This is a genomic window from Paraburkholderia sp. IMGN_8 (assembly GCF_038050405.1).
Taxonomy (GTDB): domain Bacteria; phylum Pseudomonadota; class Gammaproteobacteria; order Burkholderiales; family Burkholderiaceae; genus Paraburkholderia.
This window is the reverse complement of record NZ_CP150900.1, coordinates 3,051,001-3,077,367: the sequence shown is the minus strand read 5'-3', so window position 1 is coordinate 3,077,367 and position 26,367 is coordinate 3,051,001. Positions and strand designations below refer to the sequence as shown.

At 59.9% G+C, this 26,367-nt stretch carries 18 protein-coding genes; 12 read left to right on the top strand and 6 right to left on the bottom strand.

The genetic code is table 11. From position 1 onward, the window contains the following. The first annotated feature begins 16 nt into the window (after window positions 1-16). From WN982_RS14065 to WN982_RS14055, 3 genes are all read left to right on the top strand, one after another. Complete coding sequence (locus WN982_RS14065; protein ID WP_341312591.1) at window positions 17-679, top strand: response regulator transcription factor; 663 nt, start codon at window positions 17-19, stop codon at window positions 677-679. After that, a complete protein-coding gene (locus WN982_RS14060) occupies window positions 679-3,921 on the top strand; it encodes an ATP-binding protein (protein WP_341312590.1) in 3,243 nt (1,080 codons plus the stop codon). The genes WN982_RS14065 and WN982_RS14060 overlap by 1 nt, the downstream gene beginning before the upstream one ends. Before the next feature lie 352 nt (window positions 3,922-4,273). Continuing rightward, entirely contained in the window at window positions 4,274-5,137 is an 864-nt protein-coding gene (locus WN982_RS14055; RefSeq protein WP_341312589.1) for an EAL domain-containing protein, read from the top strand. Between the two features lie 224 nt (window positions 5,138-5,361). On the opposite strand, the gene WN982_RS14050 is transcribed toward WN982_RS14055, so the two are convergent. Next, window positions 5,362-7,338, bottom strand: a complete 1,977-nt coding sequence (locus WN982_RS14050) for a tetratricopeptide repeat protein (protein WP_341312588.1) — start codon at window positions 7,336-7,338, stop codon at window positions 5,362-5,364. A 2,302-nt stretch (window positions 7,339-9,640) separates the two neighbouring features. Beyond that, complete coding sequence (locus WN982_RS14045) at window positions 9,641-11,956, bottom strand: FdhF/YdeP family oxidoreductase (RefSeq protein ID WP_341312587.1); 2,316 nt, start codon at window positions 11,954-11,956, stop codon at window positions 9,641-9,643. 169 nt (window positions 11,957-12,125) lie between these two features. Between WN982_RS14045 and WN982_RS14040 the strand changes: the two genes are divergently transcribed. Both WN982_RS14040 and WN982_RS14035 read left to right on the top strand, forming a co-directional pair. After that, on the top strand, window positions 12,126-13,559 hold the full coding sequence (locus WN982_RS14040; protein WP_341312586.1) for a PLP-dependent aminotransferase family protein: 1,434 nt from the start codon (window positions 12,126-12,128) through the stop codon (window positions 13,557-13,559). Between the two features lie 21 nt (window positions 13,560-13,580). Further along, window positions 13,581-13,889: a helix-turn-helix domain-containing protein gene (locus tag WN982_RS14035; protein ID WP_341312585.1), complete on the top strand. Its 309-nt coding sequence runs from the start codon at window positions 13,581-13,583 to the stop codon at window positions 13,887-13,889. Between the two features lie 13 nt (window positions 13,890-13,902). Here WN982_RS14035 and WN982_RS14030 read toward each other — a convergent pair whose 3' ends face one another. Then, window positions 13,903-14,244, bottom strand: coding sequence for a hypothetical protein (locus WN982_RS14030; RefSeq protein ID WP_341312584.1), 342 nt, complete (start codon window positions 14,242-14,244; stop codon window positions 13,903-13,905). A 394-nt stretch (window positions 14,245-14,638) separates the two neighbouring features. Between WN982_RS14030 and WN982_RS14025 the strand changes: the two genes are divergently transcribed. After that, window positions 14,639-15,760, top strand: a complete 1,122-nt coding sequence (locus WN982_RS14025) for a BMP family ABC transporter substrate-binding protein (RefSeq protein WP_341312583.1) — start codon at window positions 14,639-14,641, stop codon at window positions 15,758-15,760. Window positions 15,761-15,802: 42 nt separating this feature from the next. Beyond that, window positions 15,803-16,345 carry a nucleoside deaminase gene (locus tag WN982_RS14020; protein ID WP_341312582.1) on the top strand — a complete coding sequence of 181 codons (543 nt, stop codon included), beginning with the start codon at window positions 15,803-15,805 and terminating at the stop codon, window positions 16,343-16,345. 420 nt (window positions 16,346-16,765) lie between these two features. Here the strand turns inward: WN982_RS14020 and WN982_RS14015 are convergent, their stop codons facing one another. Then, the gene (locus tag WN982_RS14015; RefSeq protein ID WP_341312581.1) at window positions 16,766-16,924 is read right to left on the bottom strand and encodes a hypothetical protein; all 159 of its coding nucleotides are present in this window, start codon (window positions 16,922-16,924) and stop codon (window positions 16,766-16,768) included. A 760-nt stretch (window positions 16,925-17,684) separates the two neighbouring features. Here WN982_RS14015 and WN982_RS14010 point away from each other — a divergent pair. Both WN982_RS14010 and rfbC read left to right on the top strand, forming a co-directional pair. Further along, window positions 17,685-18,680, top strand: a complete 996-nt coding sequence (locus WN982_RS14010; RefSeq protein ID WP_341312580.1) for a helix-turn-helix domain-containing protein — start codon at window positions 17,685-17,687, stop codon at window positions 18,678-18,680. Window positions 18,681-18,784: 104 nt separating this feature from the next. Beyond that, window positions 18,785-19,336, top strand: a complete 552-nt coding sequence (rfbC, locus tag WN982_RS14005) for a dTDP-4-dehydrorhamnose 3,5-epimerase (protein WP_341312579.1) — start codon at window positions 18,785-18,787, stop codon at window positions 19,334-19,336. Between the two features lie 72 nt (window positions 19,337-19,408). Here the strand turns inward: rfbC and WN982_RS14000 are convergent, their stop codons facing one another. Then, window positions 19,409-20,308, bottom strand: coding sequence for an EamA family transporter (locus WN982_RS14000; RefSeq protein ID WP_341312578.1), 900 nt, complete (start codon window positions 20,306-20,308; stop codon window positions 19,409-19,411). A gap of 105 nt (window positions 20,309-20,413) precedes the next feature. On the opposite strand from WN982_RS14000, the gene WN982_RS13995 reads away from it, so the two are divergent. Next, complete coding sequence (locus WN982_RS13995; RefSeq protein ID WP_341312577.1) at window positions 20,414-21,292, top strand: LysR substrate-binding domain-containing protein; 879 nt, start codon at window positions 20,414-20,416, stop codon at window positions 21,290-21,292. 137 nt (window positions 21,293-21,429) lie between these two features. Continuing rightward, window positions 21,430-22,062, top strand: a complete 633-nt coding sequence (locus tag WN982_RS13990; protein WP_341312576.1) for a GNAT family N-acetyltransferase — start codon at window positions 21,430-21,432, stop codon at window positions 22,060-22,062. A 1,145-nt stretch (window positions 22,063-23,207) separates the two neighbouring features. On the opposite strand, the gene WN982_RS13985 is transcribed toward WN982_RS13990, so the two are convergent. Further along, window positions 23,208-23,630 (bottom strand): diacylglycerol kinase, encoded by a 423-nt coding sequence (locus WN982_RS13985; protein ID WP_341312575.1) that lies wholly within the window; start codon window positions 23,628-23,630, stop codon window positions 23,208-23,210. 359 nt (window positions 23,631-23,989) lie between these two features. Between WN982_RS13985 and bcsB the strand changes: the two genes are divergently transcribed. Beyond that, on the top strand, window positions 23,990-26,365 hold the full coding sequence (bcsB, locus tag WN982_RS13980; protein ID WP_341312574.1) for a cellulose biosynthesis cyclic di-GMP-binding regulatory protein BcsB: 2,376 nt from the start codon (window positions 23,990-23,992) through the stop codon (window positions 26,363-26,365). Window positions 26,366-26,367 lie beyond the last annotated feature (2 nt).

Sequence of the window (26,367 nt, the reverse complement as noted above, 5' to 3'; positions counted from 1 at the left end):
GTTTCTTGGAGTGGCCATGTTGAATGCATCCTGTCGGACGAGGGTCGTGATCGCTGACGATCATCCGGTCATTCAGCTTGCAGTCGCAGACTGTTTGAATTCGCTCCCGGGCTTCCGTGTTGTTGCGACGGCGGCCTCAGGGGACGGATTGATCAGTGAGTTGGCAACGCAAGAGGCCGATCTCGTTGTGACGGATTTCACCATGCAGCAGACTGACGACGACAAGGACGGTCTTCGTCTTATCACGCATCTGCGGCGCGCGTACGAACGCACGCCGATTGTTGTATTCACTATGCTGACCAATAGTGGCGTGCTTAGCCGTCTTTCCGGCATGGGCGTGGCCGGTCTTGTTGGCAAGGATGAGGCGATGGGCGAATTGGGGCAGGTCTGTCTGCGCGTCATTCGCAGCGGGAAGCAGTGCCTTTCCCCCGGCATGGAGCGCAGGCTGGCCGTCGCTGGGGTTGTAAAGCCCGGCCGCCCCGATTTTCAAATGCTTACGCCAAGGGAGCTGGAAGTTGTACGGCTGTTCTCCAAGGGCATCTCACTCACCGAAATTGCGCGCATGGTCAATCGGTCGCTTGGAACGGTGGCGACGCAAAAGCGCTCTGCCATGCGAAAGCTGCACGTCGATTCGAACATTGATCTTGTGACCTGCGCACGGGAACAGGGACTGGTCTAATGCAAAGAATCCTGCAAGAGTTAGATGAGTCGCCTCTGAAGAAATTTTATTCCATTGAGTCGAACCTCAAGCGAGAGCGCCGAGTCTTCTCAATTGTCATTTTTCTTCTGATATGCACAGCGGTTGCTATCTCAGGAATGACGGTCGCGGGCGTCTTCAAGAGCGCATTCAAGCAGGAGGAGCAGGCGGCACGTATCCACGAGAAGGAAGTCGTGGACGCATTCCTGCAGCGGCGCGCGGTGTTGACAACAGCGAGTCTGGTGCTGCAGTTGCGCATGAACAGTTTGCCATCAAGCGAGCATGCTCCGACGCTTCATGCCTGTGATCCGATCGCCGAAGGTCTTGGGGGTAACGTTGCGCTGCGAGAAAGCTGTGATTACGCAGTGCAGCTTCTTACAAACTCGGGTCAAACGCCTGGCATTGCGATGATCATGGCAGACGGAACGTCGGCGTACGGACATCTGTTCCCTCCCGGGGACTCTTTTCCCCTTAGTCCGGGTTCGCCGTCCGCGCTTGTGGACGCGATCCTCGCGCGATTTCGGAATCGCGGCATCGATCCATTGGACGCTGCGCGCAAGAAATTGGTCGTATGGTTCGCAGTCCATGGCGATAGTCCAGGAAAGGAACCGCGGATGTTCGGCGCATCGCTTGTCCCCAAAGACGATCAGCTATATGCCGTAGTTCTGTCAAGCATGGACGTCGATAGCCTCGTATCGCCTCTTGAAAAGGCAGGACGAACTCGGGAACCGGTTGTCATCGATGCAGATGGCGTGCCGCTCGTTTCAACCGGGCAGGCCGACCTGGTGCGTCGCATCGACGCGCGGCTCGAAGGGAAGCAGGACGGGCTGTATCACTGGATACCCAATTACGGGTGGGCAATGCGTCGGCCGGCTTTGTTCGCGGGTTTCGGGCATATGACGTATCTCCTGCCTTTCTCGCTGCAACTACAGACGTTACGATACGAACTGCTACTTATTCTAGGTGCGACAGTTGTCCTGGTAATACTTCTGCTAGTAGCTTACCGATACTGGAACTATCGGTTTTTGACGCGTATTTACTCTGAAGCGTCGCGGGCGCTTGACAGCGAAATGTTGAACCATCTGCTGGTTCACGCGACGCCAGTTGGCCTCTGCATTGTGCGACGTTCCAACCTCGAGATGGTTGTTGCGAATCCGATTGCAAGGGCGGTACTGGGCCTGCGTATTTCAGATAAGAGGATGCCGACGGAATTGCACAGCGCTTTCGAAGCGTCGCTTGCGGGAGAGAATGCGGACGAAAATGATCCACATATATTCCAGTTTCCTTTTTCCCTTGCGCGGGCTAACCAGCCTTCTGCTTACCTCGAAATTACCTACGCACTCGCTAAGCTTAATCAACAGGATGTATTTTTTTGTGCAGTGATAGATATGACTGCGCATTATCAGGCGGAAATCCTGCTGCGCGAAGCCAAGCTGACGAGCGACGCTGCAGCGAAGGCGAAGGTGGCCTTCTTTGCGTCGATGAGTCATGAGATTCGGACACCGCTGTCATCTCTGGTGGGCAACATTGAACTTCTCGCGCGGGGACCACTCGCCGCTGAGCAACAGGCTCGGGTGAAGGCGATGCAAACGTCGGCCGGGGGACTTTTGCAGGTCGTCAACGACGTGCTGGATTTTTCGAAGATTGACGTCGGCGAACTTAGCCTCATGGAGGAATGGGCAAACGTAACGAAGTTGCTCGGCCGGCTCGCGTTGTCCCATGCCCCGCTGGCGGAGCGGCAGGGTTTGAGGTTTTACACCGTGTACGACCGGGACATACCGTCGAGACTTCTGTTTGATCCCATCCGCGTTGCGCAGATCGTTAATAACCTATTGGGTAACGCATTTAAATTTACCCAGTCGGGCAAGATTGTTCTGCGTGCCAGCTGGCGCGACGGCAGTCTTGAAATCAGCGTCACGGACTCAGGGATTGGAATTCCGGATGAACTCAAACACCGACTCTTCCAGCCTTTCACGCAAGGCGACAGCAACAGGCTGACGCAAGCCCGCGGAACGGGGTTGGGTTTGTCAATCTGCGCCCGTCTTTGCGAATTGATGCACGGGCGCGTCGAACTTGACAGCACGGTTGGAGTTGGAACACGTATTGCGGTTGTACTTCCGCTCCAGGTATCCAGCGCCGATTCGGGTGTCGCTGACCGCACGCTTGGATACCGGCGTCCGGCCGTTCTTTGCAGAGCGCATGAGAATCTTGAGTGGTTGAGTAACCTCTTCGATGCAAGCGACTCTGTTGTCACCACGGTGACGAATCTGAACGATCCGATCGATGCGGATGCCTATGACTTTCTGATAGCAACGGACGAGTTTAGGTCACAGGACGTTTCGGCATGGTGGGGCAGGCCTGATTCGATTTTGTGGGCGGAGCAGGCGGGCTCACTTATCCCGGCCCGGCGGGATGACGGCAGCGTTGGAGTATCAATACATAGTATTTCCGGTCTGAAATCCGCCGCTGCAATGATCGCAGAGGGGCGAAATAGCGTCGCGACGCAGGCAAGCCCGACATGGAGCACGTCGGCAACTGCAACCATTCTGATCGCGGAGGACAATCTCCTTAATCGCAGCCTGCTTTTGGACCAGCTGACGACGCTGGGCGCGCGGGTCATCGAAGCCGCAAATGGTGAAGAAGCCTTGGCAAGATTGATGAAAGAGCCGGTAGATGTAGTGATGACTGATATTGATATGCCGCTGATGGATGGGTTTGAGCTGCTCGGCGAAGTGAGAAAGATTGGTTTGAGCGTACCGGTGTATGCGATCAGTGCTAGCGCGCGGCCGGAGGATATTGCAGAAGGAAGGGCTCGAGGGTTCACAGATTACCTGGCGAAGCCGGTTCCACTTGAAACCCTCGAACGACTTATCGAGCGGATCAGGCCCCTTGCCGGCGACGATGCAGGCAGTGGCGACGAAGAGGAGCTTTCCGAGGTGCCGGAGGTTCCCAAAGAGTATGCAGGGGCTTTCGTGATGCAGGCAAGGCGCGACACTGCAGAGTTTGAAGAGGTCGTGCGGGAAAAGTCCGTGCCGCGGCTGAGACGGTGGTTGCACGGTCTGGCTGGCGGATTATCTGTACTAGGACCTTCTGCGCTGTACGAGCAGTGCCAGGAGCTTCGTTCGTACGCGCGAACGGCGGCCCAATGGGACGAAGAAATTGAACTTCAGGCGCGGGCGATTGGCGCGCTGCTACAGCGGATGATTGTGACCCTTAGCGAATGACATTGTCTCGTCTTGTACATCGGTGCGATGACGAAATGTCTAAGCGGATATTAATTACCCCTTCTACGGTGCGGATTTCGGCGAAACTGAACGCTCGTTTCGGTGAAGTCGAACAAGCCGGAGGGCGGTGCTGCGTAGCGTGACGTTTGGCTAATTCAAACGTTATTTCGAAGATTTGCTATACCTGCAGCGAAGTAGCTGCCTTAAGGTTTGTTATACATTTCGTGGGCGTATCCCGAAGTTCAACGATCCAAGGGGAAGCAATGTGGAGCCAGGCGGGCTTGGAAGGCGAGGTGCCGAATAGTTTGCCTTGCAACTTGCAGAGGCCAAATGCATCGATAGGAGAACGGGAATGGAGGCGGGCGACACGCTTCAACATGATGCGTTGAATGGCTCGGCGGGGGACGAATCATGGCCGCTCCGGGAAGTCGATCTGACAGCGGCAATTGAGCGGGGTGAATTCCTGGTCGAATATCAACCCGTGGTTTCTATGCGTTCCGGCGTCATCACGTGCGCGGAGGCGTCACTGCGCTGGGCGCACCCGCATCGGGGAGTCCTGTCGCAAGACGACTTCAATCCCGGCGTGGAGCGCATTGGAGCATCGGCGTTACCGGGTCAATTCATTGTAACGGAGGCATGCAGGCAGCTTGGGATCTGGAGTCAAAGGGGAGGCGGTGTGCCGTCGATTCTGCTCAACCTGTCGGTGATACAGATCTGTACAGCGGAAATTCCAGAGGTTCTCGAAGACTCGGTGGCGCGAAACGGGTTGGCTCCCTCACAACTGACACTCGAAGTGTCGGGGGAATCCAAGCTGGAGAAGTCGCCACAGTTGCTTGAGCGACTTAAACTGCTTCGGCAAAGAGGTTATAGGATCGTGCTTGGAGACTTTGGTGCGCGTCACACATCGATGCCGCTGTTAATGCAATTGCCCGTATCTGGGGTTAAATTCGGGCGCACATTCACAGTTACTTTGCCCAACTCGGCCGTATCCAGAGAGATTCTGTCGAACATGGCGCGACTGCTGCGGGATCTGGGTCTGACACTGACCGTGGCTGGCGTTGACAAAGACGGGCAACTCGCTGTCGTCCGGAAATATGCGGATATCGAATTGCAGGGAGCCCTGATTGGCGGTCCCGTATCCGCTGAAGCCCTACCAGCTTCCGTAAATTTCGGCGCTCTGAGTCAGGTCGATCTGCACAAGGCAGGTGGCGGCTGACGTTAAAGAGGAGGCCGCTTTGTAAAACGTCGAGCCGGGGCGCAACGTATTTGGAGAGGCCTGCCCGACTCTGGGGACTCGCTGTCGCAACTCCAGTTAGGATGCCTCGGCATCGCTGCTAGTCAAGCTTTCAAGCGCCCGAAAACACCGGACGCACCGATAGTTCGCACATTACGTCACAAAAAATCGCTGAACCTTGTGATCCTGATATTCCGGGGCGTCGATTACGCAAGTGCCGCCTCGAGATGTGTGGCGTCATCTGCATGTTCAATGATGAATTTTTCAAACGCCCGCACGCTATCTTTACTTGCCAATCGCTGAAGGCTCACGGCAAGTCGGGTGCGGTAGTGAGTCCTGTAAGCCACGTCGGCCGCGTACCGGACACAAAGCTCAATCAGGGCCGCCTTGTTGGGTGCCACAAGTTCTGCAAATCCAAGATAGCGCATCAGTGCTGCCGCGTGTCGCTGTCGCATATACAAGCCTTCGAGGCAGAGGACAAGTGTTCCTCCGTGCAGAGCGTCCAGCGCGGTGTTGTGTCCGGACCAGGATGGGTTATCAAGAAAGACGTCGCCGCAGGCGCAGAGTGCAACAAACTCCGGTTGTGTCAGCGGCTTGCGTTGGCACCGGACGTGCTTCTCGTAAGACAGGCCGTAACGCTCAAACGCATTCTTCAGTCGATCGACAAATATATTGATACTTGCCTCATCGGATCGCGGGAAGAAAATAAATCTGCACCTTTCGCCGATGCGGGCGGCGATGCGCGGATATATATCGTCGTCTTCGGGCACATACTTGAAGGTGGACTGGGGCGACACGAATACGACATCTTGCTGGTCGAGATTGAAGAATGCGCGATCGATGTCGGCCGGTCTTGGATAGTCGAACGAGTAGGTGCATCCGAGTCCTGGCAACGGGACAATTTTCTCCCGGTAAAAGTCTTGCGCATCGGGCGACTCCATCATCTCTGACGAAATGACATAGTCGACTGCGGCCGCGCCAGAAGTGTCTGGATGACCAAGTAGTTGAACCTGCACGGGCGCGAGCCGCAGACAAGTCAGGCTGTATGAACTGAAGTTCATGCCTACATCCGGGAACACGACAACGTCCGGAGCTTCGGTTGCCAGTCGTTCAACAATGTCGCCGACGAACGTACTTGAATAGAAGCTGTCTGACAGACTTTTCGCATGCCCTGTGAAACGGTCATGCGACGCGCCCATGTGATAGGTATATACCTCGAACTTATCCCGGTCCAGGTTCTCGTAATATCCGATTGTCGGAATCTTCCAGATTGAATGCCCGCAGAAGAAGGCGGAAACGAATGCAATTCGAACCTTGCCGCGACCTGGCTTACTGCGCCTCACTCTACGGTTTTGGACTGCACGTTCGCATGCCCGGGCGAATGTTGTTGCCATTATCCGAGCCAATTGATCGTTGAACCGCCCCAACAGATCAAGGTTGGACCGCCCGTTATATGTCAGGTAGAAGAGCGGATCGCACCATATATCCCGGAACTCCTCGGCGTTGACAGGAGACTGGGCGAGGGCTCGCGTTATTTCCCCCTCCATTACCTCCAGCGCACTGCCTATCTCATTCCTGACGGCGTCGATCTGTTTGACTGTCTCGTAGACAATGGGTAGGTGGAAGGCAACCTTCTGAACGATGCTGGAAACGTTCTGTGGGTTCAGCTCAACCGCGCGGCTTGCATGCTCCAGAGCCTTCCTGGTCTCGCCGAGGTAGAAGTAGACATATCCCAGTTTCGAATGAATTGCCGAATCCTGAGGATAGTGTTCCAGCAGCTTCGTCAAATGACTTGCTGCGAGGAGGCGAAATGGTCGGGTGTTAAGTCCAAACGCAACGTAGGCCGCATTGCGAACAACAAGGCGATCGCTCGGCGCGAGTTCTGCGGCCCGTGCATAAAACCGGTAGGCTTTTTCACGATCGCCGCGCCGCTCATGACAGATGCCGGCGTTATTGAGAGGGGATGCCCACCATGGAGCCAGCTCTGAGGCCCGCACGAACAGCGCGAAAGCGTCGTCATAGGCCTGCGCCCTCAACTTTACGTTGCCCGCCAGATAATAAAGGTCTGCGTCCGCAGCGCCGTCGAGAAGCTCTGTAGTGAGAATTTCGTCTACCTGCGCGGACAGGCCGCCATTGATCGCGCATCTTACCAGCTTGACTAGCGAAGTCTTGATAATGTCCATACTGATATCCGGTGTAGATTTAAGCCGTCGTCAACATGCCGCTTAGTCATCGGAATGCCCCCGATATTGATCAAGATGCCGACGTGGGTAATGCGAGCCTGGGAGCATGCCCAGCTTTTCAACGGAATGATCCGCCAGCGAAACTGACCAAAGCCCTTTAAGCGCTACGGTCTATAGTGCGGATCATGACAAAGCAGTGGGTGCCGACACAACGGCGAGATACACGAAACGTGGTCAATTTCAGCGGATAGACGGACGGCTTGCCATGCAGAGGTTGTGAAAGAGTTGCCGCTCGTCGTCGTACCCTTGTAGCGTACCGCGCAATTGAATGCGGCTTGCGACGATGAACATTCATGGCGATCTACGTCGCCTGCCGTTTATCAAGGCTTCTTGTCAGCCGGCTAGAGCAGCCTTGACAGCGACGGTTTAGGTCTCCTTGTCTGCGCTATAGAACAGGTTGTCGACCTAACCCGCGGTCGGTATATGCCAATAGATTCGTATCTTTCGAGGGTTCCTGAAATAGCAGAAATTAGAAAAGTGTCGATGGAGGCGATATCTTGAACCGCTTTACGTCGGAGCCCGGTATGGCGCGGTGTGATGCCAGCACGCTTGTTCGCCATGCGGCGCTAACGTTCGAAGTACCGAATGTCGCAATGCCTTGGCTGTCGCTGTTCGTCCTGTCAGTCGCACGGTCTGTCCGATTTGTGCCTGCGGTAATTTGCGCATCGTAGAAATCTAAGTTTTGAGATGTACGCTCGCGATGACGCTCCGTATATTTACGTTAGGAACTAACGGTTGACATGCCAACTGCGCAGCCCTTGAAGGGGGGCGCCCAAGGTAGATGCGATCTGGTCACAAAGCGAAGTTAGGTCGCATTCCTCCTATCGTGAAGCAATTTCACGCGAGGTCCATGGGAAAGGCCCGTGGCTCAGGGGGCGAGATCACGGTCCCGGGCAGGTGGGTCTCCGCAATTCATACAGTCAAGGCAAGGATGGCTACTTGGCCTTGGTTCGCAAATTCTGAGGCAGATGACCGTGCGCGTTGTTGAAACCGCGCGGCGTTAGGCAACTGCGTCTTGCAGGTCCCACACGCTAGTCCGCGCCAAGGGCGGTATGCCGGTTTTGGCTGAAAGATTTGATGTGATCCATATGCGTCCCGTCATGGAGCCATGACGGTCTATCCACTAACGAATGTCGGGAGAGTGATGCGAATTTCAGAAGGTTTTGTCGGGGTAGAAGGGGCATTGAGTCTGCCGGCTGTTTCCGCGCTGTCGTTGCTCAACGGTCGGGGCTGGGTGCTGCGGCCGGTCGGAACCGCGGGTGGGATAGCACACGGAGATCGTCGGCGGGGTGGCTTCGCAGCGATCACGCGCCAGGTGCGCGTTCCGATTTGGACGAGCCATTGGCAACCCAAATACATTTTCAGGATGCCGAAACTGTCCGCGTTGGAGCATCCGGCGGCTGCAATATTTGAAAGGCGTGTGCCAGGTGCGCACGATGTGTGTCGGCCGCAACGGGGCCGATTGCGTGCCAAGGTCGTTAGCGGTGTCGTTGGACTCGGCGCGTTGGTGGTGCTCGCATGGACTGCGGGGCACTATGCGAGCCACAATGAGGAGGCCACCTCCCGTCGGGATGTGGCGATGCTGCCTCGTATTGGCGACAACGTGCCGAGCGGAAACGAGGGGGCGTCGGCTGGTCGGCCGCACGAAGATTTGACACTGTTCGCAAACGCTCCAGTTGCCGGCTCTGCTTCACCCGCGATTACCGATGGCACGCATGAGCGTGTCGCCAGTGTCGGCACAGAGTCGCATGGAGCCGACGCACATGTGCGCGTAACAAAAAGTCCGGTTCAACAGTTGATGCAGCCGCTTGCTGAGCCGCGCAGCCCGGCGAAGGGGAAGCGTCAGTTGGTGCCTCAGCGCGGTCTGGCTAGCTCGCGTAACGCGGGCCGACCTTCGTCGGATCGCACTGTTGTCAGTGGGGCGCGCAATCAGCCAGTCGGGACAGGGCGTGTTCAGGAGTGGCAAACACCGCGGTTCGACGCGCGCAGCGATGCCGGGGAGAACAGCCAGCGAGGATGGGCTACCTCAAGATCGGCTTTGGAGTCTAAGCCGGTTGACGCAACCAGTGCATCTCGAACCGATTCGGGCGCGACAGGGTGGATGGAATACATGAAGCAACGCAGGCTGACGGAAGTGCGACAGGAATTTTTGACGTAAGGACGGACGCGAGAGAGGACCAACGGCTGCGAGTTCGCTGCTACCTGACGCATCGCGATCTGACAAAAAGCCAGATCTCGACCGTCAAGCTGCGACAGCCTCCACAGCGGAGGCACTCAACAAAACAGGAATCGACTTCGAAGTCGGCGTCCCCGCGCCGTCGGCGACAGAAGACAATGGCACCAGCGGATTCGTCTCCGGGTAATACGCGCCCAGACACCCACGCGGAATGTCGTACTCCACCAGCAAAAAACCATCCGCGCGACGCTCGATGCCGTCCGCCCACACGCTCCTGATATCCACTCGCTGTCCAGCGACAAAACCCAGCATCGCGAGATCGTCCTTGTTGGCAAACAGCACGCGGCGCTGGCCATACACGCCGCGATAACGGTCGTCGAGACCGTAAATCGTCGTGTTGTACTGGTCGTGCGAACGCGTCGTCATCAACGTCATCAGACGCTCGCCATGCTCCGCGCGCGCGCGATGAATCGGCGTGTCGACCGCAATCGCATGCACCAGGAACTGTGCCTTGCCGCTCGGTGTTTTCCAGATCCGCTCGCGTGAGGCCACGCCCAGATGAAAGCCGCCCGAGTGCTTGAGGCGCTCGTTATAGTTCTGGAAGCCGTCGATCACCTGTGCGATGCCGTCGCGGATCAGCGAATAGTTGGCGGCCTGCGCGAGCCAGTCCACCTTCGCGCTGCCAAGCGTCGCATGCGCCATTCGAGCGACGATCGCGATCTCCGACAATAGATTCTCCGAAGCCGGCTTGTTCATGCCGTAAGAGATGTGCACCATGCTCATCGAATCTTCGACGCTTACGCCCTGAGCCACACCGTTCTGCAGATCGATCTCGGTACGTCCGAGCGTCGGCAGAATCAACGCGTCGCGTCCGTGCACCAGGTGGCTGCGGTTCAGCTTGGTGGTGATGTGCACAGTCAGATCGCACGAGCGCATCGCTTCCCACGTGCGCGGTGTGTCCGGTGTCGCGATCGAGAAGTTGCCGCCGAGGCCGATAAACACCTTCACCTGACCATCGAGCATCGCCTGAATGGTGTTGACGACGTCGAGGCCGTGTTCGCGCGGCGGCTCGAAATCGTAGACTTCGCCGAGGCGATCCAGAAACGCCTGGGTCGGCTTTTCTTCGATGCCGACCGTACGATCGCCCTGCACATTCGAGTGCCCGCGCACCGGGCACAAGCCCGCGCCGCGGCGGCCGATATTGCCGCGCATCATCATCAGGTTCGACAGCAGTTGCACCGTCGGCACCGAATTCTTGTGTTGTGTGAGGCCCATGCCCCACGTCGAAATCACCGCACGGCCTTTCACGTAGATGTCGGCGAGTTTCAGCACCTCGTCGAACGGCACGCCCGATTCGGCGACGATGGTGTCCCAGCTCTCGGCGCGCAGATCGTCAGCGAACGCCTCGAAGCCAACCGTGTGTTCGGCGATGAACGCGACATCGAGCACGCGTTCCAGACCGGACGTCTGCGCTTCGTCGTCGAGTTCGATCACGCGTTTGGCCACGCCCTTGATCAGCGCAAAATCGCCGCCGACTTTCGGCCGGATGAAAACCGAGCTGATCTTCGTACTGCCCATCGTCAGCATTTCGACCGGATGCTGCGGGCTCGCAAAACGCTCCAGCCCGCGTTCCTTCAGCGGATTGATCGACACGATGGTTGCGCCGCGTTTAGCGCACTCGCGCAGCTCGCCGAGCATGCGCGGATGGTTGGTCGCCGGATTCTGGCCGAACAGCAGCAGGGTGTCGGCGTGTTCGAAGTCGTCGAGCGTGACCGTGCCCTTGCCGACGCCGACCGTATGCGGCAAGCCACGGCTGGTCGCTTCGTGGCACATGTTCGAGCAATCGGGGAAATTGTTGGTGCCGTACATGCGCACGAACAACTGGTACAGGAACGCGGCTTCGTTGCTGGCGCGGCCCGATGTGTAGAAGGCGGCGCGGTCGGGATTGTCGAGGCGCTTCAGGTGGTCGGCGATCAGATCGAATGCTTCGTCCCAACCGATCGGCACGTAGCGGTCCCGTACGGCGTCGTAGACGAGCGGGTCGGTCAGGCGGCCGTGCTGTTCGAGCTCGAAGTCTGACTGGGTCATCAGTTCGGCGACCCTGTGCGCTTCGAAGAACGCCGGCGTCACGCGCTTGCTGGTCGCCTCGGCGGCTACCGCCTTGACGCCGTTTTCGCAGAATTCGAAGGTAGAAGCGTGTTCGCGATCCGGCCACGCGCAACCTGGGCAGTCGAAGCCGTCCGGCTGATTCTGTTTGAGCAGCGTGCGGTAGTTGCCGCCCGTCACCTTTTCCTTGACGAGGTTGATGGCGACGTACTTGAGCGCGCCCCAGCCGGCTGCGGGGTGCGTGTACGGTTCGATGCGAGCTTCGGGTTTCTTCATGATCTTGCCGCCGGAGTGGCTTTGACGAGGCTTTTATGCCGATGCATGCAAGCCTACTGTGTTCCAAAAGCAGCGCAGCATACAGAAATTCGGAAAGCCGAGGGATACAGTTGCTTGATATTTGTCATAGACTGGCACTCTCGCCCATGCACTTGTTTGAGCCAGGTCCTTGAAACTGTACGAAAAACTCGCCGATGAAATGATCGAAGCCGTGCGCCGTGGCGTATTCGCGGCCGGTGAGCGGATCCCGTCGGTGCGCCAGGCGAGCCAGCAGCACGGCGTCAGTATCAAAACCGTGCTGCACGCGTATGCCTTGCTGGAAAGCCGCGGGGTTGTCGAATCCCGGCCGCAGTCGGGCTATTTCGTGCGCGACGCCGTCGCCACGGCCGCGGCGCTCGAGGAACCGCGGCACAGCCGCAAGGCAGCCGCGCAAACGCCGCCGGTTGCCGCCGAGGTCGACGTGAGCCGACTGGTGTTGTCGACGCTGCGCAGCATCCGCGCGCACGACGCCATGCCGCTCGGCTCGCCATATCCCGATCCGTCGTTGTTCCCGTGGCGGCGCATCAACCAGTACGCGAACGCGATTGCGCGGCGTCACGCGAGCTGGAACCTGATCGACGACTTGCCGCCCGGCAACCCCGAACTGATCCGCCAGATTGCGCGCCGCTACGCGGAGAACGGCGTGCCGGTCGATCCGGACGAAATCATCATCACGCTCGGCGCGACCGAGGCGATCAACCTCAGCTTGCAGGCGGTGGCCAAACCGGGCGACACGGTGGCCGTCGAATCGCCGACCTATTACGCGATGCTGCACGCCATCGAGCGTCTCGGCATGCGCGCGATCGAAGTGGCGACGCATCCGGCCGACGGTATCGATATCGAGACGCTCGCCGAGGTCATCGCCAGGCAGAAGGTCGCGGCCTGCATGGTGATGCCGAACTTCCAGAATCCGCTGGGTTTCCAGATGCCGGACGCGCGCAAACAGCAACTGGTCGCACTGCTCGCCGCGCACGAGATTCCCGTGATCGAGAACGATGTCTATCAGGAACTGTACTTCGGCGAGACCAGGCCTTCGACCTTGAAGAACTACGACACGAAAGGGCTGGTGCTGCATTGCGCGTCGTTTTCGAAGAGCCTGACCGCGTCGTACCGGATCGGCTGGGCGATGCCGGGGCGCTACCGCGCGCAAGTCGAGAAGCTGAAGTTTCTCAACACGCTGACCACGCCGTCGGTGCCGCAAGTCGCCGTCGCGGACTACCTCAGGCAGGGCGGCTACGACCGGCATCTGCGGCATCTGCGCAAGGTCTACCGGCAGCAGGCGAGCATCATGATGGCGATGGTGCAGCGTTTTTTTCCGGCCGGCACGCGGACCTCGGCGCCGCAAGGCGGGTACGTGCTGTGGGTGGAATTGCCCGAACGTGTCGATTCGATGCGGCTCTATCAGGCGGCGCTCGCGCGCGGCATTACGATCGGACCAGGCATGATGTTTTCGACGCGCAACGAATTTCGCCACTTCATGCGGCTCAATTACAGCTACCCATGGACGGCGCAGACCGAAGCGGCGCTGAAGATACTGGGCGAACTCGTGGCGCACATGGCTTGAGAGAACGAGGAGACACTCACGATGGAAGACGACGAAATCGACCCGGTGCTGCTCGCCGTGCTGGCGCAGTTATGGCGCGCGCATCAGGAAACGCCTGGCGGCGCGTGGTCGCTCGCCAGGCTGTCCAAGCAGGCGGGTGTGCCGATGAGCGGCTTGCGGCGGCAGTTGACGGCGCTGGTCGACGGCGGCCTCGTGGACACCACCTTCAACGAGGAAGGAACGGGCACGGCGCGCCTGAGCGAGACTGGCCTCGGCTTATGCGCGGAGCTGTTCGGTGACGCCGGGCCGCCTGACGAGTCGCAGGTCGATCCGGCGCGTCGGGTCCATTGAGGCGAAGTCCGGCTTACCGCGCCGGCGCCAGGAACTTCAACAACGCGTCGGTGACGGCGTCCGGTTGCTCTTGCGCGACCCAGTGTCCGGCGCCTTGAATCTCGACGGCCTGCACGTTGGTCGCCACGTGGCGTAACGCCTCGCCGACGATCGGCCGGAGGCTGCCCGCTCCGCCGATACCGAGCACGGGCATCGTTAGTTTGTGCTTCGCGAATTCGTGGATATTGGCGGACGCCGCAGCGAGCGCGGCTGAATTCGGCGCGATGGCGACGGCTGCGCCTTCGGCCGTCTGGGCGTTCTGGGCGCTGCTTTGTGCGCCTGGCGCGACGGCTGACAGCGCGAGCGTTGCGGCCACTAAAAGCGAGGAAAGTTTAAGACGCGTGATTTGTCTCGGCAAAAGGAGGACCCGTCGGGCCTCCTTTTGCGAACGCCCGGTGTCGTGCTGTCGGCGTGGTGAATCGCCTGGGCGAAGCGAGTCATTTTGTTTCCCCGAAAGAGTGTGACGGGTTGCTGACAAGGATATTGCGCTTGCGTGAGGCGTTTGCCGTACCACTTTGCCGATGTACTCGTTCGAAGAAATCGAACATGTTCCGTGGACACCAAAATACGAATTCCGTTATGGGGTAAATAACGAATAATAATTTTTCCGCGGAAATTGGCCTTCGAATATGGCCCCTTATGCTGGAGCCTTGCCCGGGTTTGTCCCGGGCGCTGTGGCAGGCATCTTCCAAACCATCGTCGGAGAACACATGAAAGCAAAGCTGGCGCGAGCGCTGCATCACTCATTGCGCATTAGAACCATGCGGACCGTCCTCGCTGCCGCACTCGGCGCGACTGTGGCGTTCGGCGCCGCGGCGGCCACGACGCAGCCGCTGGGCATCGCCTTCGTCTACCTTGGCAATCCGGGGGACGCCGGCTGGACGTATGCGCATGAACAAGGTGTGAAAGCCGTCGAGGCGCAGTTCGGCGACAAGATCAAAGTGACGCGTGTCGAGAACGTGCCCGAGTCGGCGGATTCAGAGCGTGTGTTCCGCGATCTGGCGTCCAAGGGCAACAAGATCGTCGTGGGTTCGAGCTTTGGCTTCCAGGATTTCGAATTGAAGGTCGCGAAGGATTTCCCGGACGCCGTGTTCGAACATGCGACCGGCTACAAGAAGGCGCCCAACTTCGCCACCTATGACGTGCGGACGTATCAGAGCGCGTATCTGGCCGGGCTGGTCGCTGGTTACACGACAAAGTCCAACACGCTGGGTTTTGTCGGCTCGGTGCCCGTGCCCGAGGTCGTGCGCAATATCAACGCGTTCACGATGGGTGCGCGCTCGGTCAATCCGAATGCGCGGGTGAAGGTGGTCTGGATCAATAGCTGGTTCGATCCGGGCCGCGAGAAACAGGCCGCCGAGACGCTGATTGGGCAGGGCGCCGACGTGTTGATCCAGAACACCGATTCGACCGCGACGATGCAGACCGCGGAGCAGAAGAAGGTCCACGCATTCGGTTGGGATTCCGACATGAAGAAGTTCGGCCCGAACGCGCAACTGGGCGCTTGCGTGAGCAACTGGGGCGTGTATTACACGCATCTGGTGCAACAGGTGATGGCGGGCACGTGGAACAACGCGCCAGTGTGGTGGGGTTTGAAAGAGAAGGCGATCGATCTCGCCGACATCAACACGGATGCGGTTTCGCCGACGGCGCAAAAGGCGTTGAATCAGAAGCGTGACGACATCATTTCCGGCAAGTTCAATCCGTTTGCCGGCCCGATTGCGGATCAGTCCGGTGCGATGAAGGTTGCTGCGGGCAAGTCACTGAGCGATGCGGAGTTGTTGCGTTTGAACTGGTTCGTGCAGGGCGTGGATGGATCGCTGCCGAAGTAACGGATTAGTTTGTTTGCCTAACTATTATTAAAGGAGGCGCCCGTGAGTCTGACCGTTTCGACTGACGCCGCCGGGTTGGCGACGACTTATCCGCCGCAGGGTTTGACGCCGACGTCTGAGCAGATCGTGCGGCATTTGCGGCATTCGAGCCGGGTGGCCGAGCGGGCGACACTGTTGGGGCATCATCCGTTTGGCGCGGTGCTGGTCGGACCGGATCAGGAGACCGTGTTGATGGAGCAGGGCAATGTCGACACGGTCAATCACGCCGAATCGGTGTTGGCCCGCGTGGCGGCTTTGAATTTTACGCCTGAGTATTTGTGGAGTTGTACGTTGTACACGTCTGTCGAGCCGTGTTGTATGTGTGCCGGGACGGTGTATTGGGCCAATATTGGCCGCGTTGTGTTTGGGATGACTGAGAAGAGATTGCTGGAGGCGACGGGGGATCATTCGGAGAATCCGACGATGAGTGTGGATTGTCGGTATGTTTTTGATCACTGTCAGAAGCGGGTCGAGGTTGTGGGGCCGGTGGCCGAGGTGGAGGCTGAAGTTATGGATGTTCAGCTGAGGTTTTGGAGTAGTAGGTAGTTTTTTTGCGCGTAGCGACGGGTTGTTTTTTTGCCTGCGCGGCGCTTTTGGCTGTGTGCCTGCGGCGTTGGCCTTTCCTTGATTTGTTAGTGGTCTATTAGCGTCGCCCCTGTGCGGGGCGGGCACTTACTTTCTTTGCCGCCGTGTAAGAAAGTAAGCAAAGAAAGCGGCTTCACACCGCTAATTCTTAAGCGGGTCCCCCGGCTTGGAGGAGGCAGTGGAGCATCTGGAATCGGTGCCCTCGCACATTCGGCGTGAGTGACAAGGCAGTCATACTTCCGGCGGCGCTGCGCGCGCCGCAGCGGTACTTCATAAAACCGTGGGGTGCTTTCGGCGCCTGCGGTTGTTCACGCATGACTGCTTATCTTTGTTGCGCTCGCGTCTATTTCAATGACGTACTGGTGCGTACGCAACGGCTCTTTAGGGACCTCCGGGCGCATCGTCGCGCAGCACGCTGAGGTGTTCGATCACGGCGTCGAGATCGTCCACGTCGAGCAGCACCTCGCTGCGCTCGATCGCGATGCGAACCGCGTTCTGTCCATATTCGTTAACTCTCTCGATGCTCATCGGGCGCGTCATGTCTCGGCGCCTTCCAGTTATCACGATGCGCAAATTGTGGCGCTGCGGGCCGTTCTGAAGTCTTAAAGAGCACGATCCGCGCATGAAACTTTGTTTAGGGAGGAGAGTGCAGGGAGCGCCGTCGGGCAACCCAATCGTCTGATGTTTTTCGATATTACGGGGCATTATGACTGAATTATGTAAGATATTAAGGTTCTGATGTTTCAATAACGAAACGATTTTGAATGTTTCAAATACGGTGCCAGATTTCTTAATCCGGTGTGAAGTGATAAATAGGCGGGTTACTGCGCCGGACGAGCCGATAAATTCCCAATTTGCGAATTAAAACCGGATTGAGTGTTCATTATTTGCGAGGTTTGAAGTTCAGGTTTGAAACATTTTTGAACGGCTCGCTCACCAGCCGAATCGGTAAATCCGCAGCTGGGGCGCACACGCGGACCGTCGCCGGATCAGGCGCGAAAGCCAATATGGACAAGGATCTTCGTGCTGGCGGCGACGCGCTTCGCTGTCTTGTGCCGCTTCGCCGGCTAATCCACGTGTTGTAATATGAAACGCACGAAAATGGTTTTCTTCATACATTCAAATTCGCGCTAAACGATTGTTTTTAAAATTTACTATCGCGGTACATTCCGCTAACATCACGCATAATCCGCTAAGCGTTGTAGCCGGCGGTTTTCGTTGGCCATAATAAACGCATTCATATCGGCCAGCCTGACGGGTCAGCGGGGTCCGCAACGCACCACAGCTTTGGGGAAAGATCATGCCGCACATGAGCATTGATACTGCGAGGGTCACCTGGTTACATACGCCGAACCTGAACGTTCGTTCTGCCGCGCGGCGCATCGGCGTGTTGTTGTTCGACGGTTTCTGGTTGCTCGGACCCGGCACGGTGGTCGAGATGTTCCAGACCGCCAATGAACTCGCCGGCTCGCGGGCCGGAGAATATCCGCCCTATGAAGTGCAGTTTTTGTCGATGGACGGCGGCAGTGTCGCCAGTTCTTCGTCGGTGCGCATCTGGACCGACCGTATCGATGCGCGCTTCGGCGCCGGTTTCGACGTGCTGTTCATCGCGGGCGGCTGCGGCGCTCATGTGGCCGCGCGCGACGAGCGGCTGTTGAGCTGGCTGCGCTCGGTGCAAACGCGCACCCGCACGATCGAACCGATTGGCGAAGGCCGTCTCGTGCTGGAGGCCGCCGGCCCGTTCGAGCATGACGGCTTGCAGGCCAGCCGTCATTTGGGCAGCCTCGCGGCCGAGGCCGCGCTCAACGCCACCAATGATCGTCACGACTGCGCACGCAGTGCGCTGATGTTCATCAAACGCGACCTCGGCGCGGAACTCGCGCGCAGCGTCGCCGATCGCGTGATGCCGGGCATGGCCGCCACATGGGTGCCGTTGCAGGCCGAAGGCGGCACGCTCAGCGTGGCCGAAAAAATCCGGGCTGCCGCGCGATGGATGGAAGCGAACTGCGATCGTCCGGTGTCGGTTGCCGATGCCGCGCAGGTGGCGGCGATGAGCGAGCGCAATTTCCTGCGCCGCTTCAAGCACGAAATGCAGGTGACGCCGTCCGACTATCTGCTGCAGGTGCGGCTGCGCATTGCCTGCAACTTCCTGACCGAAACCGAATTGCCGGTCGACAAGATCGCGCGGCGCAGCGGCACCGGCAACGGCGATCGCCTGGCGAAGATCTTTCGCAAGCGCATGGCGCTTTCGCCCACCGAATATCGTGCGCGCAGCCGGGTAGCGAGCGAGGTGTAGGCGTGGGCCGGCTCGGGGCTGACGGCGCACGACAAAAACCGTTCGACACGGCCGGATTCCCGGCCGTGTTTTCGCTGGGCAAGCTTCTTACGAGCATAGCGGCAATGGGCAACAAGGTAACGGCGACGGCATTGCCGGATGTGAAAATCATCGAGCCCGAGGTGTTCTGCGACGAATTTGGCTTCTGCTTCGAGAGCTTTAGCGCGGACGAGTTTGCCGACGACGTGGCGCCCGGATTCAGCTTCGTGCAGGACCGGCATTTGCGCGCGGTGCGCGGCGTGTTGCGCGGTTTGCATTATCAGGTGCAGCGCCCGCAGGGCCGGCTCGTGCAGGTGGTGGTGGGCGAGGTGTTCGACATCGTCGTGGATGTGCGGCTTCGTTCGCCGAGCTTCGGAAAATGGTGCGGCGTGCATCTGAGCGCGGCGAACCATCGGCAGGTGTGGGTGCCGCCGGGCTTCGCGCACGGCTTCGTGGTGCTGTCCGACACTGCCGAGTGCTTTTGGAAGACCACCGAATACTGGTTTCCCGAACTCGAGCGCTGTATTTTGTGGTGCGATCCGGACATCGGCATCGAGTGGCCGATCGATTTCGCACCGACCCTCGGCGCGAAGGACGCCGCGGGTCGGCGTCTATATGAAGCGGAAAACATCGCCTGACGGCGGCTCACGGTAACCTAGGCCAAAGGACGTTGAAAACAACCAAAGGCGACGGAGCCAGTTAAACGACGCTCAGCGCGTGGCCGCCACCGCGCCGACGCTGGCGGCGACCACCAGCAGCGTGCCCACCAGTTGCAAAACACCCATCGGTTGATGCAGCACCACGAAGCCGGCCAGCGCGCCGATTGCCGGTTCGACACTCATCAGGATCCCGAACGAAGCGGCCGGCATGTGCCGCAAGGCCACCATTTCGAGCGCATACGGCAACAGCGGCACCAGCAGCGCGAGACCCGCGGTCGCCGCGATCTGTCCGGCGGCGATGTGCACGCCGCTGTCGGCCAGGCCAAAGGGCGTCGCCACCAGCGTCGCCGCGATCAGCGATACCGACAATCCTTCGAGTCCGTCGAACTCCGTGCCGATCTTTTTCATCAGCACGATGTAGCTGCCCCAGCCGAGCGCCGCACCGAATGCGAGCAGCACGCCGAGTGGTTCGCCGATCCAGCCGGCGCGATCGCGCGCCAGCAGCACGACGCCTGCAATCGCGAGCGCAGGCCACAACAGCGCTCGCGCCCGGCGCACCGCGAAGGTCGCGACCGCCAGCGGGCCGAGAAAATCGATTGCGACTGCAAGCCCCAATGGGATGTGCTGGAGCGCCGCGAAAAAGCACAGCGTCATGCCGGCCATCGCCGCACCTAGCGCGCCGGCCGCGAGCCAGCGTGAACGCGAGTAGGTGAGAAGCCGCGGGCGCACCAGCAGCGCGAGCACCAGTGCTGCCCAACACAGACGCAGCCAGGTGGTGCTGAGCGAGCCATACGCGGTCATCGTCGGCGCGGATAGCGCCGCGCCGAACTGCACGCTCGACATCGACAGCACGCACAGCAACGCAGCGCCGGCCGCCGCGCTTCGGGGCTTCATTGGAATCGTTGCGTCCGGCGCGGGATTCAGCGCCGGTTCGATGGTGGTGTCCTGCATGGCGGTCTGGTTGCGGTTCCATTTGGCGTTCGTTGGACACTATCTTATCGGCGGAACCGGTATTAAGATAAGTTGATATTTCTTATGCGGACATCAAGAATTTTGATGATGCGAGACCTCGACAGCAGTTTGTTACGCGCCTTCGTCACCGTGGTGGAGACTGGCGCGGTTGGCGCTGCGGCAGTGCGCCTGGCGCGCACGCAGGCAGCGGTGAGCATGCAGTTGCGCCGGCTCGAGGAAGAACTCGGGCAGCGTTTGCTCGACCGTTCTCCGCGCGGTGTGCAACTTACTGAAGCGGGGCATCTGCTGCTGCCTTACGCGCATACGATTCTCGGTGCCGGAGCCGACGCGCGGCGAGCGCTGAGCGCGGGGCAGGTGTCCGGCACCGTGCGGCTGGGCATGCTGGAAGACATCGCGGTCGGTCGGTTGCCGCGCGCGTTGCGGCGCTTTTCGATTGCGTATCCCCAGGTGGCGCTGGAAATCGTTGTCGATACGAGCGAGGCGTTATCGAAGCGGCTCGCGGACGGCAGCCTCGATGTGGTGGTCGGCGATCCCGCTCTGGTCGATGCGGTGCCGCTGCTCACGTGGACGCAGCCGCTCTTCTGGGTCGGTGCGCGCGGTTTTAGCCGCGACGGTGAAGCGCCATTGCCGGTGGTGGCATTCGGCGGCGCGTGTTTGTGGCAACAACTGGTGCTGACCGCATTGCGGCGTGCGGGAATTGCGTGGCGCATCGTGTGCACCAGCACCAGTTTGCCGGCGGTGCAATCGGCGGTCGAAGCGGGCCTTGGCGTGTCGGTGCTGCTCGACGGCAATATCCGCTCCGAGTCGATGCGTGTGCTGGGCCAGGCCGATGGCCTGCCCGATGCGCCCACCGCCGATTTCGGGCTCTTCATGCGCGCGGTCCGCAGTGCGCAAGCGGCTGCCGTGCAGACTTTGCAAACCTTCCTCTGCGAGGAATTGCACCTTGGCATGCGAGAGAGCTAGCTGCTTGTGTCGGCACATTGCCGGCGGCCTGGCGATTCGGCAGCGGCTTTCACGTGAGTTTTTACGACATTTTTTCTTGAGACGCTCGCTCACGAAACCTACACTTTGGCCAACCTGACCAGTGCGAGGTGTTCAACGTGAAGCGATGTGCAACGAAGCAGCAAGCCATCCGTATCGACTACGTTTGCCACGGTATTGGGCGTGTCGAATTGCGCCGCTTCGATCCGTCGCGCGATTCGTTCGTCGCTTTGACGGCGCTGCTGCATCGGGCTTTCACGCGGCTTGGCGCGATGGGGCTGAACTGCACGTGCGTGGATCAAACGGTAGAGACCACACGTTCACGCGCGGCGCGTGGCGATTGCTATGTGGCGGTATGCGAGGGGCGCCTCGTCGGCACGATGACGCTGTATGCGCCGGATCGTGAGTCGCCGTGCGAGCTGTACCGGCGCGACGATATCGCGAGCGTACGCCAGTTCGGCGTCGAGCCTGTGTGGCAGGCGCGTGGCATCGGCACGCTGTTGCTCGCGTTCGCCGACCACTGGGCCGCGACGCGTGGTTATGCGGAACTCGCGCTCGATACACCGCAACCGGCTGCGCATCTGATCGCGTTTTATCGCGGACAGGGGTTTCGCATTGTCGATTTCGTGCGCTTTGACGGCAAGCATTACGACAGTGCGATTTTGAGCAAGCCGCCGGTCGCGATGCGGATGTTGGCGAACTGGTCGCATCGATTGAGTGTGCCGCCAAGGCGGATTGCTCGCGCGGCGTGAGTGTCGTTTTTGCCTGCGGCGTTGGGTTTTGCTTTCGTTTTTTGCCTTCGCGGCGCTTTCTGTCTGTGTACCTACGGCGTTGGCCTTTCCTTGTTTTCTTATTGGTTTATTAGCGTCGCCCCTGTGCGGGGCAGGCACTTACTTTCTTTGCCGCCGCAAAGAAAGTAAGCAAAGAAAGCGGCTTCACACCGCTAATTCTTAAGCGGGTCCCCTGGCTTGGAGGAGGCAGTGGAGCATCTGGAATCAGTGTTCTCGCACACTCCGCGCTGGTGACAAGGCAGTCATTCTTCCGGCGGCGCTGCGCGCGCCGTAGCGGTCCTTCATCAAACCGGCTGACAATTTCGCGTCAACGTTTTGCCCGGCGCGGTGGCTCACCGTCCGTCCCCCATGCCTCGCCGCGGCGCTCGCGTTTTGTCCGGCGCGTTAGCGCGCCGTTGCATTGCCAATCCTCACTGTCGTACCGACTCTTCGCTTTGAGTGATGGCCCGCACTCGCACATTCGAGCGCTTCGCCGAGGCGAAGCCGGTGCCCCCGCCACGTGCAAATGAAGCCACTGGTTTCCCTGGCAGACCGTTCCGGCGAGCACGGAGTGCGAGGCGGGAAGAATGATGCCGGAGGCGCATACGCCCCATCGGTGTTGAGAACTACCGCCACGGCGCGCGCGGCGCCGCCGGAAGTATGACTGCCTTGTCACCAGCGCGGAGTGTGCGAGAGCACCGATTCCAGATGCTCCACTACCTCCTCCAAGCCAGGGGACCCGCTTAAGAGCTAGCGGTGTGAAGCCGCTTTCTTTGCTTACTTTCTTTGCGGCGGCAAAGAAAGTAAGTGCCTGCCCCGCACAGGGGCGACGCTAATAGACCACTAAGAAATCAAGGAAAGGCCAACGCCGTAGGCACACAGCTAAAAAGCGCCGCGTAGGCAAACAGAGCAAGAAAAGACCACCACCGTAGGCACACAGAAAAATGCCGCAGCACAAGGAAAAAACATCAATTCAATGACTCGCCAACGTTTGCGCCCGCCAGGTCACAGCACAATCGAACGAATAATACGGACAACATAAAAGAACAAACCTACGGCATTCGCGGCGCGGAGCGGCCACACACGACACCGGCCGACCACGCAGTCGGCCCCAACACTCACTGCATTCAAAGTTGCGCACGCAACCAATGCGCGACAACCGGCCCACACAAGACGCCCCAGGTGATCGCGCAGATCAGCAGCGCCATCGTCACGGCAGCACTGCCGCAATCCTTGGCGCGCTTCGACAGCTCGTGCCGTTCCAGCGAAATCCGGTCGATCGCGGCCTCGATGCTCGAATTCAGCAACTCCACCATCAGCACCAGCAACACCGACCCGATCAGCAATACCCGCTCGATCGCGCCCACCGGCATTAGCAACGCGCACGGCAGCAAAATCACGGCCAGCGCCATCTCCTGACGAAACGCGCTCTCTTCGCGCAAGGTCGTGACAATGCCGCTGCACGAGTGCCGCAGCGCAAACAGTGCACGCAAAGGCCCACTGCGTTTTGTAGGTAAAGGGACAGAAGAAGAGCGGGTCGGATTGCTCATGATCAGAGTCTCGTCAAGATGGCCGCAGCATGCCTCAAATGTCACAAATTGTCACAATCTATGATATCTTTGCGGACCAGCGACATTGGCGTAAACGAGCGAAAAAACGGCGGAAATATGCGAAAAGCATGCATCCGAAACAGCGTGCCGGATATGCGTCATGCGTAAGCCATTCTCCGTTGCGTCGCCCGCTATTCAAGGTTTCGCCGAATCTTCCGTATATGAGGGTACACGACCGCTTTGCGGTCGCGCCGTCATCCGTTTTCTACTTCTCCGCAATCTCGTGCGGCAGGCCGAATTCGCAACATGTCCCTGGCAGTTAGGGGCCGACGGCCGATGTCGAATTAGCTGATCTGCCCATGAAACCTGTCTTATCGTTTTGCCTGTCGATGACGGCTGTTGCCGGCACCCTGTATGCCGCCGCCTTAGCCGCCGCGCCTTCCGCATCCGCCGCATCCTCCGCGCTCGCCGCGCCGTCCGTCGCTGCCCGGCTCGCGCTGCCGACGCCTGTTGCAATCGCAGCGGCCGCCGATGGTGCCCACGCCACCAACGCCGCCAATGCCGCCGCTAGTGCGACGAGCACCACGACCACCCCCGCCGGCTCGACGACGCTGCATCTGCCGTTCTCCGCGCTGGGCGCCTATCAGCCGCTGAATCTGCGCGGTCTCGAAGATGCGCGCATCGTCAACGTCGGCGTGCGGCTCGACCGCGTGGTGACCGCGGCGCGGCTGCGCTTGCGCTACGCGTATTCGCCGGCGCTGGTGTTTCCAATTTCGCATATGAAGGTGTCGGTCAACAACGAAGTGATCGCGACCGTGCCGTTCGATCGCGAACACGCCGGGCAGATCGTCACGACGGACATCCCGCTCGATCCGCGTTTCCTGACTGATTTCAACCAGCTTGGGCTTCGTCTGATCGCGCACTACACGCTCGACCATTGCGAGGATCCGGATAACTCGGCGCTGTGGGCCGACGTGAGCCCGACCAGCGAGATCATTCTCGACACGTCGCCGATTCGCTTGCCTAACGATCTCGCGTTGCTGCCCGCGCCGTTTTTCGACCGGCGCGACGGGGGCCGCCTGCGTCTGCCGTTCGTGCTGCCGGCCGCCGCCGACAATGCGACGCTGCAGAGCGCCGGTGTGCTGGCTTCCTGGTTCGGCGCGCTGGCCGATTACCGTCAGGCGCGTTTTCCCGCGTCGTCCGCGTTGCCGGCCGACGATCACGCCGTCGTGGTGGCCCGCAGCGCGCAATTGCCCGAGACTTTGAAGCTGCCGCCTGTCAATGGTCCGATGCTGGTCGTGACCGACAACCCCGCCTCGGCCGGCAAGAAGCTGCTAGTCGTGACGGGCCGCACCGCGGCCGAAGTCGACCAGGCGGCCGCCGCACTGGTGCTCGGCGGGACGGCGATGTCGGGCTCCGCCGTGCAGGTGACGCAGATCGCAATCGGCGCGCCGCGCAAGCCCTACGACGCGCCGCATTGGCTGCCGGTGGACCGGCCGGTCGCCTTCAAGGAGCTGATCGACGATCCGGCTCAGTTGCAGGTGCACGGCAGTTCGCCGGACGCGATCCGTCTGAACCTGCGCGTGCCCGCCGACCTGTTCTCGTGGAGTGGCGCAGGCGTGCCGCTGAACCTGAAGTACCGCTACACCGCGCCGACGGTGCAGAACAACTCGGCCCTCGCCGTGCAGATCAACGACCAGTTCGTCAAGTCGTACCGGCTCGCGCCGGCTAGCGCTGACGACGCGCAAGGCCGTCTGCAGTTGCCGGTGCTGTCCGCGAACGGCAACCGCTCGAGCAACGCACTCGATATTCCGGCGTTCCGCGTCGGCAGTTCGAACCAGTTGCAGTTGCGCTTCAGTCTGGATTCGCAGAAGACCGGGCTGTGTCAGAGCGTGGCGGCGAATCCCGTGCAGGCGGCCGTCGATCCTGATTCGACGATCGACTTCTCGGGTTTCGTCCATTACGCGCAGATGCCGAATCTGGCGTACTTCTCAAACAGCGGCTTTCCGTTTACGCGCTATGCCGATCTCGCGCAAACGGCGGTGGTGATTCCCGATCGCCCCGCGCCGGAAGAACTCGAAGCCTCGCTGACGATGCTCGGCCACATGGGTCAATGGACCGGCTATCCGGCGCTGCGCGTGCAGATCGCGCGACCTGCCGAAGTCGCGCAACTGACGGGCAAGGATCTGCTGGTGATCGGCGGCAACGGTTCCGCGCCGTTGCTGGATCGTTGGCATCAGGCGTTGCCGCTGACCATCGGCGCGGGCTCGATTGCAAGCGTCGGCGGCAGCCCGATTACACGCGCATCGTTTTCGGTGAAGGAGCAATGGCGCAACGGCGCACAGTTGCCGGACGGCAACGCGCACCTCGACGGTGACGGTCCGCTCGCCGCGCTGATGGGCTTCGAGCTGCCGGGCAGCAAAGGGCGCAGCGTCGTCGCGCTGACGGCGACCGATCAGCATCATCTGATCCAGTTGCTCGACGCGCTGGAAAAACCGGATCGCGTTTCGCAGCTGCAAGGCGACGTCGCGCTGGTGCGTGGCGGCGAAGTCGACAGCATGCGTGTCGGCGAACCGTATCTGGTCGGTTACGTGCCCTGGTATGCGCGGCTCTGGAGCAAGGCGATTCAGCATCCGATCCTGCTGGGCGTGCTCGGTGCGTTTGCCGGGCTGCTGCTGGCGATCGGTGCGTTCACTGCGTTGCAGGAACTGGCCGCGCGCCGCCGGGGAGTCTGAAC

Excerpts from the sequence above, each read along its gene's own strand:
- WN982_RS14065 (WP_341312591.1), top strand. The coding sequence starts at position 17 with ATGTTGAATGCATCCTGTCGGACGAGGGTCGTGATCGCTGACGATCAT.
- WN982_RS14060 (WP_341312590.1), top strand. The coding sequence starts at position 679 with ATGCAAAGAATCCTGCAAGAGTTAGATGAGTCGCCTCTGAAGAAATTT.
- WN982_RS14055 (WP_341312589.1), top strand. The coding sequence starts at position 4,274 with ATGGAGGCGGGCGACACGCTTCAACATGATGCGTTGAATGGCTCGGCG.
- WN982_RS14050 (WP_341312588.1), bottom strand. The coding sequence starts at position 7,338 with ATGGACATTATCAAGACTTCGCTAGTCAAGCTGGTAAGATGCGCGATC.
- WN982_RS14045 (WP_341312587.1), bottom strand. The coding sequence starts at position 11,956 with ATGAAGAAACCCGAAGCTCGCATCGAACCGTACACGCACCCCGCAGCC.
- WN982_RS14035 (WP_341312585.1), top strand. The coding sequence starts at position 13,581 with ATGGAAGACGACGAAATCGACCCGGTGCTGCTCGCCGTGCTGGCGCAG.
- WN982_RS14025 (WP_341312583.1), top strand. The coding sequence starts at position 14,639 with ATGAAAGCAAAGCTGGCGCGAGCGCTGCATCACTCATTGCGCATTAGA.
- WN982_RS14015 (WP_341312581.1), bottom strand. The coding sequence starts at position 16,924 with ATGACGCGCCCGATGAGCATCGAGAGAGTTAACGAATATGGACAGAAC.
- WN982_RS14010 (WP_341312580.1), top strand. The coding sequence starts at position 17,685 with ATGCCGCACATGAGCATTGATACTGCGAGGGTCACCTGGTTACATACG.
- rfbC (WP_341312579.1), top strand. The coding sequence starts at position 18,785 with ATGGGCAACAAGGTAACGGCGACGGCATTGCCGGATGTGAAAATCATC.
- WN982_RS14000 (WP_341312578.1), bottom strand. The coding sequence starts at position 20,308 with ATGCAGGACACCACCATCGAACCGGCGCTGAATCCCGCGCCGGACGCA.
- WN982_RS13995 (WP_341312577.1), top strand. The coding sequence starts at position 20,414 with ATGATGCGAGACCTCGACAGCAGTTTGTTACGCGCCTTCGTCACCGTG.
- WN982_RS13985 (WP_341312575.1), bottom strand. The coding sequence starts at position 23,630 with ATGAGCAATCCGACCCGCTCTTCTTCTGTCCCTTTACCTACAAAACGC.
- bcsB (WP_341312574.1), top strand. The coding sequence starts at position 23,990 with ATGAAACCTGTCTTATCGTTTTGCCTGTCGATGACGGCTGTTGCCGGC.